The following is a 12,279-nucleotide window of genomic DNA, read 5'->3' on the forward strand; positions in this document are numbered from 1 at the left end:
ATATGAGCCAGATTTCTCAACGCAGCGAGCCCGAAGTGGTGGGCACGCCGCTGCAGCGCTGGGCGACGCGCATCAAGATGCAGCACGGCCGCAAGCTGGTGATTGCCATGCCGTATCTGTGGCTGATCCTGCTGTTCCTGCTGCCGTTCCTGATCGTGCTGAAGATCAGCTTTGCCGATATTGCGCGCGCTATTCCGCCGTACACCGATTTGGTCACCTGGGCCGATGGTCAGCTCAATCTGGTACTCAATCTCGGTAATTACTTCACGCTGACCGACGATCCGCTGTATGCCGATGCGTACCTGACGTCGCTGAAAGTGGCGGGCATCTCCACCATTATCTGCCTGATGATCGGATATCCGCTGGCGTGGGCGGTGGCGCACAGCAAGCCGTCAATGCGCACTATTTTGCTGCTGCTGGTGATCCTGCCATCGTGGACCTCGTTCCTGGTGCGCGTTTACGCGTGGATGGGCCTGCTCAACAACAACGGCATTCTCAACCGCTTCCTGATGTGGCTCGGCGTGATCGATCATCCGCTGGTGATCCTCTACACCAACACGGCGGTGTATATCGGGATCGTTTACTGCTATCTGCCGTTTATGGTGCTGCCAATTTATACCGCGCTGACGCGTATAGATTATTCGCTGGTGGAAGCCTCGCTGGATCTCGGTGCACGTCCGCTGAAGACCTTTTTCAGCGTGATTGTGCCGCTGACCAAAGGCGGGATTATTGCCGGCTCAATGCTGGTGTTTATTCCGGCGGTCGGCGAGTACGTGATCCCGGAACTGCTCGGCGGTCCGGACAGCATCATGATTGGGCGTATTTTGTGGCAGGAGTTCTTTAACAACCGTGACTGGCCGGTAGCGTCCGCGCTGGCGGTGATCATCCTGTTGATTCTGATATTGCCGATTATCTGGTTCCACAAGCATCAGAATCGTGAAGTGGGAGAGAAAGAATGAGCCAGTTACCGACTATTCGCTCTCCGTGGCGCACTGTGATTCTGCTGCTGTGCTTTATGTTCCTCTATGCGCCGATGCTGCTGCTGGTGGTTTATTCCTTCAACAGTTCGCCGCTGGTCACGGTATGGGAGAGCTTCTCGTTCCACTGGTACAACGTATTGTTCCAGGATCAGGCGATGCTGGATGCGGTGGGACTCAGCCTGACCATCGCCGCGCTCTCAGCCACCATGGCGGTGGTGCTCGGCACCATGGCGGCGGTGGTGATTGTGCGCTTTGGCCGCTTCCGTGGACACAACGGCTTCGCCTTTATGCTGACGGCGCCGCTGGTGATGCCTGATGTGATCACCGGTTTGTCCTTGCTGCTGCTATTTGTGGCGATGGGCAACACCCTTGGCTGGCCGAGCGATCGCGGCATGCTGACCATCTGGCTGGCGCACGTGACCTTCTGTACTGCTTACGTGGCGGTGGTGATCAATTCGCGTCTGCGTGAACTGGATCGCTCAATTGAAGAGGCGGCGATGGATCTCGGCGCAACGCCGGTGAAAGTGTTCTTTGTGATCACCGTACCGATGATCGCGCCCGCGATCGTTACCGGCTGGCTGCTGGCGTTTACCTTGTCGCTGGACGATTTGGTGATTGCCAGCTTCGTGACCGGCCCAGGCGCGACCACCTTGCCGATGGCGATTTTCGCCACCGTGCGTCGTGGCGTCAATCCGGAGATCAATGCTTTAGCCTCGCTGATTCTGTTTGTCGTCGGTTTAGTGGGTTTTATCGCCTGGCGCTTTATGGCGCACGAAGAAAAGCAGCGTTTACGCGATATTCAGAAAGCAAAACGTGGCTGAAAGCCGTAACATTTGTCACTATAAGAACGGGCTGATTTTATCGGCCCGTTTTATTATGGTTACGGAGCGACACCATGTCGGAAACCCTGAAACACGGTTCAATGATTAACGCTACACCGGTGCCCGTGATGGTGGCGGGCAGCGCTATCATCATTACGCGTTGCCTCAGCGTGTTGATGCTGGCCAACGAACTGGGTTACGACGAACTCGCCAACTTCGTGCATCGCAGCGCGCAAGCCTGGGATTCCACCCTGATCTTTATCGCTAGCCAGCTGATTTTCCTGTTTGAACTGCGCTGCGCTTTTATTCTGATGCGCGGCAACAATCGTGGGCGCTGGGGCTATGTCGCGACGCAAATCATTGTGCTGATCTACATGTTGATGGCATCGGTGGGCTGGATCTACCCGGAAATTTTTAGCATTCCCGGTGAAAGTAATGCGCAGATCATTCATCACACGCTGCTGCAAAAGCTCCCGGATGTGTTGGTATTAGGGCTGCTGTTTGTGCCGGCCAGCAGTCGCGCTTTTTTCCGGCGCCGGTGATACAATCGCCCCCCATTTTTTCTCCCGATTCTGACTACAGGCATTTTCATGCATTGCGCGCTTTATGATGCCGGTCGCTGTCGTTCGTGCCAGTGGCTGGAAAAACCCTATCCGCAACAGCTCAACGACAAGCAGTCGCTGCTGGAACAACTGCTGGCTGAGAAGCCGGTGGGCGAATGGCTGCCGCCGGTGCAATCCGCGCAGCAAGGGTTTCGCAATAAAGCCAAAATGGTAGTCAGCGGGAGCGTGGAGCGGCCGATTTTTGGCATGGTGGCGCGCGACGGTGAAGCGGTCGATCTCTGCGCTTGCCCGCTCTATCCTGACAGCTTCAGTGCGGTGTTCGCGCAGCTCAAACCCTTTATCGCCCGCGCCGGTTTAACGCCCTACAACGTGGCGCGTAAACGCGGTGAGCTGAAATTTCTGCTGCTGACGGAGAGTACGCAGGGCGGCATGATGCTGCGTTTTGTGCTTCGTTCCACCAGCAAGCTGCAGCAGCTGCGCGACGCCTTGCCGTGGCTGCAACAGCAGCTGCCGCAGCTGAAGGTGATTTCCGCCAATATTCAGCCGGTGCATATGGCGATTCTTGAAGGCGACGAAGAGATTGCGCTGACGCCGGATCAGGCGCTGGCGGAGCGCTTTAATCAGGTTCCGCTCTATATTCGCCCGCAAAGCTTCTTCCAGACCAATCCACAGGTTGCGGCCGATCTCTATTCCACCGCACGCGATTGGGTCGCGCAGTTGCCGGTGAGCAGCATGTGGGATCTGTTTTGTGGCGTTGGGGGATTTGGCCTGCACTGCGCAACGCCCGAAATGCAGCTGACCGGCATCGAAATCAATGCTGAAGCCATCACCTGTGCGCAGCAGTCGGCGCAGCAGCTGGGATTAGAAAAAGTGAGTTTTGCCGCGCTGGATTCCACGCAGTTCGCCACTTCACGGGAAGCGGTGCCGCAGTTGGTGTTGGTGAATCCGCCACGTCGCGGTATTGGCGCAGAGTTGTGTACTTATCTCAGTGAGATGGCGCCGGATTACCTTCTCTATTCCAGCTGCAATCCCAGCAGCATGGCGCAGGATATCGCGCGTCTGGCTGATTATGACGTGAGCCGCGTGCAGCTGTTCGACATGTTCCCGCATACCGCGCATTTTGAAGTGCTGTGCTTGCTGAGCAAGAAGGGTGGGACGGCGTAACGTTCACCTGCACGGAGGACGTGCAGAACCTGGCAGGCAGCACGCTCCGCCATCCCATAATGCTTATTCCGGGAACCACTTCTGGTTGATTTGCTGCCAGGTGCCGTTGGCTTTCAATGCCATTAACGCGCTGTTCAGCTCGTTCAGCAGCGGCGCATTGCCTTTGCGTACCGCGATACCTAAACCGGTGCCGAAGAAGTCGGTATCGGTGATGTGCTCGCCTACCGCGCTAAGATCGTCATTGGCCTTGAGCCACTGATTCACCACCGCTGTATCACCAAACACGCCGTTCAGGCGACCGTTTTTCAGGTCGAGAATCGCGTTCTGATAGCTGTCATACGCCACCGCAATCACCTCCGGATGTTTCTCCAGCAGGTATTTCTGATGTGTGGTGCCGTTCTCAACGCCAACACGTTTGCCTTTCAGCTGGCTGAAGTCGGTAAACTGGCCTTTATGCGCAATCACAATCGCCGAGTTAGCGTAGTAAGGTTGGGTGAAATCGACCTGCTTGCTGCGATCGGCGGTGATATCCATGCCGGAAATCACTGCGTCATAGCGACGGAATTTCAGCGACGGAATCAGGCTATCGAAGGCGTTGTTGGTGAAGGTGCAATCCGCTTTCATCTGCTGACACAGTGCTTTTGCCAAATCGATATCGAAGCCTACGATTTGGTTGTCGTGATCAAGGGATTCGAACGGGGGATAAGTGGCGGAAGAGGCGAAGCGGATTTTTTCCGCCGCATAAGCATTCATTGCCAGAGTTGCCAGCGCAGCAGCAACGATCCATTTTTTCATTATGTAACTCCTGTAAACCATGCCAGAGACGGAACGGGTTACACGATGCCAGTTAATGAATTTATATGCAATATTTTTGCTTATTAATTTAAACGAACAGCGGGCGCTTTTTTAGTGCGCCCGCAGGGAATAAATCAGTTACGACGCTCAAATGCCAGCGCACGCTTCTCGACCAGACGCATCATCAGCGTCAGCAAGCCGTTCACCACCAGATAGATCAGACCAGCGGCAGCGTATACCGAGATATCGTAAGTGCGGCCATACAGCAGTTGTCCGTGGCCCATCACTTCCATCAGCGTAATGGTGTAGGCCAGCGAGGTACTTTTGAATACCAGCACCACTTCGTTGGAGTAGGACGACAAGGCGCGCTTGAAGGCGTACGGCAGCAGAATGCGCAGCGTATCTTTGCGGTTCATGCCGAGCGCCGCGCAGGATTGCCATTGACCGGACGGAATGGCGCGCACCGCACCGTAAAACAGCTGCGTGGTATAAGCCGCACTGTTGAGCGACAGCGCCAGCAGCGCACACAGCCACGGCTGCGACAGCAGATGCCACAACCAAGGAATGTTCTGGATGCTGGGGAACTGGCCGGGACCGTAATAGATCAGGAAGATCTGCACCAGCAGCGGCGTGCCGGTGAACAGCGTGATATAGCCTTTCACTAGCCAATTGAGCACCGGCACTTTGAGCGCCAGCACGATGGTGCAAAGTACAGAGAGCACCAATGCCGCAATCAGCGATGCCACGGTCAGCGTCAGGCTGGTGTGTAGCCCTTTCAGCAGCTCGGGTAAGTAATCCAGCATGCTTAAGCCCCTCGCTCGAAACGCGTGGTGCGCAATTCAATGCGGCGCAGCACGAACTGACTGAACAGCGTGATAATCAGATAGATCGCCGCCGCCACCAGATACCAGGTAAACGGCTCTTGCGTGCGCGTAGCGATACTTTTGGTTTGCAGCATCAGGTCATTCACGCTGATCAGCGATACCAGCGCAGTATCCTTCAGCAGCACCAGCCATTGGTTACCCAAACCGGGCAGCGCGTGACGCCACATCTGCGGCATGATCAGGCGCAGGAAAATCGCCGACTTCTTCATGCCCAGCGCCTGGCCCGATTCCCATTGACCCACCGGCACCGCTTTCAGCGCGCCGCGCAGGGTTTGTGACGCATAAGCGGAATAGAGCATCGCCAGCGCAATCACACCACACAGGAAGGGACTGACGTCGAAGTTTTCAAATTGCACCTGCACCGGAATAGCGAACAGGCCGAGATTGATGTGGAAGCCATCGGAGAGCGTTAGCAGCAGCTGTGAGGCGCCGAAATAGATAAACAGCACCACCAGAATTTCCGGCAGGCCGCGAATCAGTGTGACCAGCGCGGTACCGAGCCACGCCAGTGGTTTCCAGCGCAGCGATTCCCAGCCAGCAAAAATCATCGCCAGCACAAGGCCGGCGATCAGTGCACAAACGGCAAGGCCGACGGTCATACCGGCGGCGCTTGCGAGTGGAATCATTTCATTCATCAGAAATTACTGCTGGAACCATTTGCTGTAGATGGTTTTGTAGGTGCCGTCAGCTTTGATCTTCTCCAGCGCCGCATTGAACTTGCCCTGCAGCTCGCTGTTGCCCTGACGCACGGCAATACCTAAACCGGTACCGAAGTAATCTTTGTCCGTCACTTTCTCACCCAGCGGCGCGAGGTTGGCGTTCTGCTTCAGCCACTCGTTCACTACCGCGGTGTCACCGAATACCGCATCGATACGACCATTTTTCAGATCCAGCACCGCGTTCTGGTAGCTGTCGTAAGGCACAACGGTGATGTCGCTGTGTTTGTCAGAGAGGTATTTCTGGTGCGTGGTGCCGTTTTGCACGCCTACACGTTTGCCTTTCAGCGCGGCCACGTCAGCCATTTTGCCTTTCTGCGCGATGAAGATGGCAGAGTTGTCGTAGTACGGCTTGGAGAACAGCACTTGCTTCTCACGATCTGGCGTGATGTCCATGCCTGCCATCACCGCGTCAAAACGACGGAACTTCAGACTGGGGATCAGGCTATCGAACGCCTGATTAGTGAAGGTGCAGGTCGCATCCATCTCTTTACACAGCGCGTTAGCCAGATCGACATCAAAGCCCTGAATTTTGTTATCAGAGTCGACGAATTCAAACGGAGGATAAGAAGCCTCGGTAGCAAAACGCAATGTCTGTGCCGCTGAAGCGCTCAGGCTCAGGCCAGCAAGGAGGGCAGCAATTACAACTTTTTTCATTAGAAGCATCCTGACTTAATGCGAAAGATAATTAGCAAACGCGTCGGTTTGCGGCTGTGTAAAGTGGCTGGCATCGCCTTGCTCAACAATGTGACCGTTTTCCATATACACCACGCGGCTGGCGGTTTTACGCGCCACTTCCACTTCGTGCGTCACGATCACTTGTGTGATGTTGGTCTGTGCCAGCTCACGAATAATGCTGACGATCTGGGCGGTGATTTCGGGATCGAGCGCAGCGGTCGGTTCATCAAACAGCAGCACCTGCGGCTCCATCATCAGCGCACGGGCAATCGCGACGCGCTGCTGCTGGCCGCCGGAAAGATGCAGCGGGAAGCGATCGGCGTAAGGCGTCAGGCGCAGACGGTCCAGCAGCTTTTCAGCACGCGCACGCGCGGCGTCCTTGCTGAGGCCGAGCACGCGGCACGGCGCTTCAATCAGGTTTTGCAGCACGCTCAGGTGCGGCCACAGATTATATTGCTGGAATACCATGCCCACGTTCTGCCGCAGCTCGCGAATCGCGCTGTCGGAAGGGGCTTTGGTGAAATCAAACTGGTTGCCGGCAATCTGCAGGCTGCCGGAGCGCGGTTGCTCCAGCAAGTTGAGGACGCGCAGGAGCGAACTTTTACCCGCGCCACTCGGGCCGAGCAACACCAGCGTTTCACCCTGCGGACAAGCCAGGTTGATATCGAACAGCGCCTGATGGGCACCGTAAAAACAGTTTATGGCGTTTAGTTGAATACTCATGCGCAAAAAATGAATAGTAATTAGTGTCGCGGATTTTAACGTCACCAGAATAGTTATGCAATTGTGGTGGGTTAATATTTATTAAAGAGCAGTGAAACCTCCAAAGCGTAGCACAATATCGCGCAACTCAAGGTGGATGAGGGCTGGCGAGCCCAATTTAGTTCACAAAATATCAACAAAAAGCGCCGCAAGGATGCGGCGCGCTAATCAATGGTGTTAACTGCGGGAAAAGTGAACGGTTACTTTTTCGCTTCCAGCAGCTGTGTCAGCGAACCGCCGCCAACGTGTGGCACCTGGCCGACATAACGCACATCATCAACCACCCAGCAGGTGCCTTCGTGGATCATCAGCACTTCATCTTGCCAGGTTTTGCTGTCACGGCTCAGCTCAACGCGCAGCGGAATATTGCGCGCGTCGCGGTTAGGAATGGTGGATGCGCTGGCCACGTCCGCTGAAGTTGGGCCTTGCGCCAAGCTGGAGAAGAGATCGCCGCTGGTCCACGCCGCCGGTTTCGGGTTCTGACTGCTGGCACTTAGCAGCTTCTGGTACAGATGATCGCTGAGGTAAGGACGGTATTTTGCCAGCGTGTTGCTGTCTGGCAAACCTTGCGTCGGCTGGCTGACGCGTAAATCGTAGAACTGTTGCGCCACGCTGTCCGGACCACCCTCAACACAGGCAGCGGTGCGCGGGCCATTATCCTTAATCACTGGCTCAACGGTGGTACAAGCACTTAGCAGCAACGCCGCGGGAATAAGCAGCGCAAAGGCATTGTTTCTCATCTCGATTTCCTTATTGTTCACTGGCAAAGCGCCATTTTTAGCATAGAGTATAGCCTTGCTTTTACGCCTTACGAGCTATAACCCGCTGATTCAGAAAAGGAGAACACCATGAAATTTTCTACAACGCCCACGCTGGAAGGACACAGCATCAGTGAATATTGCGGTGTGGTCGCCGGTGAAGCGATTCTCGGCGCCAATATTTTCCGCGATTTCTTCGCCGGTATCCGCGATATCGTCGGTGGCCGCTCTGGCGCCTACGAAAAAGAGTTACGCAAAGCGCGTCAGATCGCCTTCAAAGAGCTGGAAGAGCAGGCGAAAGCGCTCGGCGCCAACGCGGTGGTGGGCATCGATATCGACTACGAAACTGTCGGCAAAGAGGGCAGCATGTTGATGGTGAGCGTCACCGGCACCGCCGTGATTATTCGCTAATGCGCGTGGTTGTCCTGCTGGCGATGGCGCTGTTACTCAGCGCTTGTCAGTCATCGATTGAAGCGCGCCACGGTTACTGGGTGGATACCGCGCATCCGGCGCAGGGCGCGCGGCCGCGTATTAAGGTGGTGGTGATTCATTACACCGCTGAGGATTTCTCCAATTCGCTGGCGACGCTGACCGATCGGGAAGTTAGCGCGCACTACCTGATTCCGCAGAATCCGCCGCATAAAAACGGCAAGGGCGTGGTGTGGCAATTGGTGCCGGAAAGCCAACTCGCGTGGCACGCAGGCCCGAGTTTCTGGCGCGGCGCAACGCGCATTAATGACACTTCGGTTGGTATTGAAATCGTCAACAGTGGTTATCGTCGAACCTTAACGGGTTTGCAGTGGCAGCCCTTTACGCCGCAGCAGATCAGCGCGCTGATGGCGCTGGTCAAAGATATCACTCAGCGCTACGGCATCGCGGCGGAAAATGTGGTCGGGCACAGCGATATCGCGCCGCAGCGTAAGCAGGATCCCGGTCCGCTGTTTCCCTGGCAGCAGCTGGCAGAGCACGGTTTAGGCGCTTGGCCCGAGCAGGCAACGGTGCAGCGCTATCTTAACGGACGCGCGGCGGATGAAGGCGTGGATCAGGCAGAACTGCTGGATGTGCTGCAGCGCTATGGCTACGACGTGGCGGCGGCGACCACGCCGCAGATGCAGCGCAAGCTGATTGCGGCGTTTCAAATGCATTTCCGCCCGCGTGATTATCGCGGCATCGCCGATGCAGAAACCCTGGCGATCGCCCGCGCGTTATTAGCGAAGTACGGTGCGGCGCAGTGATACGCGGCATTGGTCGCCATAAATGGCGGCCGTTTGTTTACTGCTGCAGGAATGCCTGCCAGTGCGCCACCAGCCGTTGCAGATCCTGACGGCTGACATCCAGATGCGTGACAATACGCGTTACGGGCCCAACGCTGATTAGCACATCGCCCGACTGCATCCAGCTTTTCAGCGCGTCAACTTTCTCTGTTGGCACCTTCACAAACAGCATGTTGGTGTGCTGATTGAGCACTTCAACACCGATGGCGCTGAGCTGCTCGCCTAACCATGCCGCATTATCATGATCCTCTTTGAGACGCGCGACATTGTGCTTCAACGCATACAACCCCGCCGCGGCCAGAATGCCCGACTGGCGCATGCCGCCGCCGGTCATTTTGCGCCAGCGACGCGCTTGCTCAATGTAGGCCTCATCGCCACACAGCAGCGAACCAATTGGCGTGCCGAGGCCTTTTGACAGGCAGATGGTTAAGGTGTCGCAGTAACGCGCAATCGCTTCCAGCTCCACATTCTGTGCCACCACGGCGTTAAAAATACGTGCGCCATCAATGTGCAGCGCCAGCTTATGCTCGCGGGTGAGAGTCCACGCTTGCTCCAGATAGCTGAGCGGCAGCACTTTACCGTGATGGGTGTTTTCCAGGCTCAGAAGACGGGTGCGGGCGAAGTGGAAATCGTCGGGTTTGATGGCGGCGGCCACCTCCGCCAGCGGCAGGGAACCATCTTCCGCATGCAGAATTGGCTGTGGCTGAATGCTGCCAAGCACCGCTGCGCCGCCGGCTTCATATTTGTAGTTGTGCGCCTGCTGACCCACGATATATTCATCGCCGCGCTGGCAGTGACACAGCAGCGCAACCAGATTAGCTTGCGTGCCGGTGGGGAAGAACAGGGCGGCGGCTTTGCCGCTCAAGCGTGCGGCTTCGACTTCCAGTGCGTATACGGTGGGGTCATCGCGGTAGACATCATCGCCGGTTTCGGCTGCCATCATGGCATCGAGCATGGCAGCACTTGGGCGGGTTACGGTATCACTGCGTAGATCGATCACGTCGCTCTCCTGAAATAAAAAAGCGGGCGAAGTGCCCGCGTTATCATCATGTCTGGCCTGAATTGTTTTACCTCAGCCAGTTGGTTTTCGCCAGCTCCACGATCTCATCACCGCGTCCATTCAGAATGGCACGCATCATGTAGAGGCTGAAACCTTTGGCCTGCTCGGCTTTAATCTGCGGCGGCATCGACAACTCTTCTTTGGCGGTAATCACGTCAAGCAACACCGGGCCATCGTGCGCAAAGGCTTCCTGCAGCGCGCCGTTAAGATCGGAGGCTTTCTCGACGCGAATGCCTTTGATGCCGCAGGCGGCGGCGATGGCGGCGAAATCCGGGTTTTCGAGGTCGGTGCCGTCGGTCAGATAGCCACCGGCTTTCATCTCCATCGCCACAAAGCCCAGCACGCTGTTATTGAAGATCACCAGTTTTACCGGCAGCTTGAGCTGCGCCACCGAAATGAAATCGCCCATCAACATGCTAAAACCGCCGTCGCCACACAGCGCCACCACCTGACGCTGCTTGTCCAGCGACTGCGCGCCCAACGCCTGCGGCATGGCGTTGGCCATCGAACCGTGATTGAACGAGCCGATCAAACGACGTTTGCCGTTCATCTTCAGATAGCGCGCTGCCCACACGGTTGGCGTGCCGACGTCGCAGGTAAAGATGGCGTCATCATCGGCGTATTCGCTGATTTGCTGGGCCAGATATTGCGGGTGAATCGCCAGCTTATCGTTAGCGGTGGCCAGTTCGTCCAGCCCTTTGCGCGCATCGACATAATGCTCCAGCGCTTTGTCCAAATGCTGACGATCGGTTTTGCTGGTGAGCTGCGGCTGCAGAGCATGCAAGGTGGTTTTGATGTCACCCACCAGCGCCATATCCACATGGCTGTGTGAGCCAAGGCTGCCCGGATTGATGTCGATCTGAATGATTTTGGCATCGGCCGGATAGAAGGCGCGATAGGGGAATTGCGTCCCCAACAGCACTAAGGTATCGGCATTCATCATGGCGTGGAAACCAGAAGAGAAGCCAATCAATCCGGTCATGCCGACATCGTAAGGGTTATCATATTCGATGTGCTCTTTACCGCGCATCGCGTGCACAATCGGCGCTTTCAGCGTTTCTGCCAGCTTCACCACTTCGTCATGCGCGCCAGCGCAACCGCTACCGCACAGCAGGGTGATATTTTTCGCTGCATTCAGCGTTTCAGCTAACGCGGCCACTTCGCGGGCGGTTGGCACCACGTGCGGCAACTGCGGCGGATACCATTCGCTGCGTGCGCTTTCCGGGGCCGGCTGCAACGCCACGTCCCCGGGGATCACAATCACTGATACGCCACGATTGAGAATCGCTTTACGCATCGCAATGCCCAGTACCTGCGGCAGCTGCTCCGGATTGGAAACCAGCTCGCAATAGTGGCTGCATTCGCGGAATAATTCTTGTGGGTGGGTTTCCTGAAAATAGCCGCTGCCAATTTCGCTGGAAGGAATGTGGGCGGCGATGGCCAAAACCGGAACGTGATTGCGGTGGCAATCAAACAAGCCGTTGATGAGATGCAGGTTGCCCGGTCCACAGGAACCGGCGCATACCGCCAATTCACCGCTGATTTGTGCTTCAGCGCCGGCCGCGAAGGCTGCCACTTCTTCATGGCGCGTCGGCATCCATTCGATGGTGCCCATGCGATTCAGGCTGTCGCTCAGCCCGTTGAGAGAGTCACCGGTGACGCCCCAAATGCGTTTCACGCCGGCGTTTTCCAAAGTTTTTGCCAGCATTGCCGCCACAGTTTGCTTCATCGTTATGCTCCTTTCTGGTGTTGAGCCATCCATGCCGATGGCGAAAACGTGTCAGTCAGAAAGCGTAGACGATGAAGCTTGTGTGCAGGCGTGAA

General features: G+C 56.3%; 14 protein-coding genes. 6 read left to right on the forward strand and 8 right to left on the reverse strand.

Features of this window, described 5'->3' with window-relative positions; all coding sequences use genetic code 11:
- Positions 1-2: 2 nt before the first annotated feature.
- The 4 genes from potH (at position 3) to rlmC (ending at position 3,528) form a co-directional block, all read left to right on the forward strand.
- Complete coding sequence (potH, locus tag AAF463_RS06535; RefSeq protein ID WP_101760984.1) at positions 3-959, forward strand: putrescine ABC transporter permease PotH; 957 nt, start codon at positions 3-5, stop codon at positions 957-959.
- Positions 956-1,801, forward strand: a complete 846-nt coding sequence (gene potI / locus AAF463_RS06540; RefSeq protein WP_101760983.1) for a putrescine ABC transporter permease PotI — start codon at positions 956-958, stop codon at positions 1,799-1,801. Before potH ends, potI begins: the two co-directional genes overlap by 4 nt.
- Before the next feature lie 74 nt (positions 1,802-1,875).
- Entirely contained in the window at positions 1,876-2,343 is a 468-nt protein-coding gene (locus AAF463_RS06545; RefSeq protein ID WP_101760982.1) for a YbjO family protein, read from the forward strand.
- 48 nt (positions 2,344-2,391) lie between these two features.
- Positions 2,392-3,528 (forward strand): 23S rRNA (uracil(747)-C(5))-methyltransferase RlmC, encoded by a 1,137-nt coding sequence (rlmC, locus tag AAF463_RS06550; RefSeq protein WP_350261742.1) that lies wholly within the window; start codon positions 2,392-2,394, stop codon positions 3,526-3,528.
- A 63-nt stretch (positions 3,529-3,591) separates the two neighbouring features.
- Here rlmC and artJ (AAF463_RS06555) read toward each other — a convergent pair whose 3' ends face one another.
- From artJ (AAF463_RS06555) to AAF463_RS06580, 6 genes are all read right to left on the reverse strand, one after another.
- The gene (gene artJ / locus AAF463_RS06555) at positions 3,592-4,323 is read right to left on the reverse strand and encodes an arginine ABC transporter substrate-binding protein (RefSeq protein WP_350261743.1); all 732 of its coding nucleotides are present in this window, start codon (positions 4,321-4,323) and stop codon (positions 3,592-3,594) included.
- 134 nt (positions 4,324-4,457) lie between these two features.
- Positions 4,458-5,126: an arginine ABC transporter permease ArtM gene (gene artM / locus AAF463_RS06560; RefSeq protein WP_008102451.1), complete on the reverse strand. Its 669-nt coding sequence runs from the start codon at positions 5,124-5,126 to the stop codon at positions 4,458-4,460.
- Positions 5,127-5,128: 2 nt separating this feature from the next.
- On the reverse strand, positions 5,129-5,842 hold the full coding sequence (artQ, locus tag AAF463_RS06565) for an arginine ABC transporter permease ArtQ (RefSeq protein ID WP_350261744.1): 714 nt from the start codon (positions 5,840-5,842) through the stop codon (positions 5,129-5,131).
- A gap of 6 nt (positions 5,843-5,848) precedes the next feature.
- Positions 5,849-6,580, reverse strand: coding sequence for an arginine ABC transporter substrate-binding protein (gene artJ, locus AAF463_RS06570; RefSeq protein WP_008102446.1), 732 nt, complete (start codon positions 6,578-6,580; stop codon positions 5,849-5,851).
- Between the two features lie 15 nt (positions 6,581-6,595).
- A complete protein-coding gene (artP, locus tag AAF463_RS06575) occupies positions 6,596-7,324 on the reverse strand; it encodes an arginine ABC transporter ATP-binding protein ArtP (protein WP_336767377.1) in 729 nt (242 codons plus the stop codon).
- A gap of 239 nt (positions 7,325-7,563) precedes the next feature.
- Positions 7,564-8,103, reverse strand: a complete 540-nt coding sequence (locus tag AAF463_RS06580) for a lipoprotein (protein WP_176970895.1) — start codon at positions 8,101-8,103, stop codon at positions 7,564-7,566.
- Between the two features lie 108 nt (positions 8,104-8,211).
- Here AAF463_RS06580 and AAF463_RS06585 point away from each other — a divergent pair, with 108 nt between their 5' ends.
- Together AAF463_RS06585 and AAF463_RS06590 are read left to right on the forward strand one after the other, a co-directional pair.
- Complete coding sequence (locus AAF463_RS06585; protein ID WP_007887640.1) at positions 8,212-8,532, forward strand: heavy metal-binding domain-containing protein; 321 nt, start codon at positions 8,212-8,214, stop codon at positions 8,530-8,532.
- The gene (locus tag AAF463_RS06590; RefSeq protein ID WP_192234435.1) at positions 8,532-9,356 is read left to right on the forward strand and encodes an N-acetylmuramoyl-L-alanine amidase; all 825 of its coding nucleotides are present in this window, start codon (positions 8,532-8,534) and stop codon (positions 9,354-9,356) included. The genes AAF463_RS06585 and AAF463_RS06590 overlap by 1 nt, the downstream gene beginning before the upstream one ends.
- A gap of 37 nt (positions 9,357-9,393) precedes the next feature.
- Here the strand turns inward: AAF463_RS06590 and ltaE are convergent, their stop codons facing one another.
- Both ltaE and poxB read right to left on the reverse strand, forming a co-directional pair.
- On the reverse strand, positions 9,394-10,395 hold the full coding sequence (gene ltaE / locus AAF463_RS06595; protein WP_192234433.1) for a low-specificity L-threonine aldolase: 1,002 nt from the start codon (positions 10,393-10,395) through the stop codon (positions 9,394-9,396).
- Between the two features lie 67 nt (positions 10,396-10,462).
- Positions 10,463-12,184: a ubiquinone-dependent pyruvate dehydrogenase gene (gene poxB, locus AAF463_RS06600; protein WP_192234431.1), complete on the reverse strand. Its 1,722-nt coding sequence runs from the start codon at positions 12,182-12,184 to the stop codon at positions 10,463-10,465.
- Positions 12,185-12,279: the final 95 nt, after the last annotated feature.

Origin of the sequence: Pantoea sp. BJ2 (assembly GCF_040255075.1) — a bacterium.
Lineage (GTDB): Bacteria > Pseudomonadota > Gammaproteobacteria > Enterobacterales > Enterobacteriaceae > Pantoea > Pantoea leporis.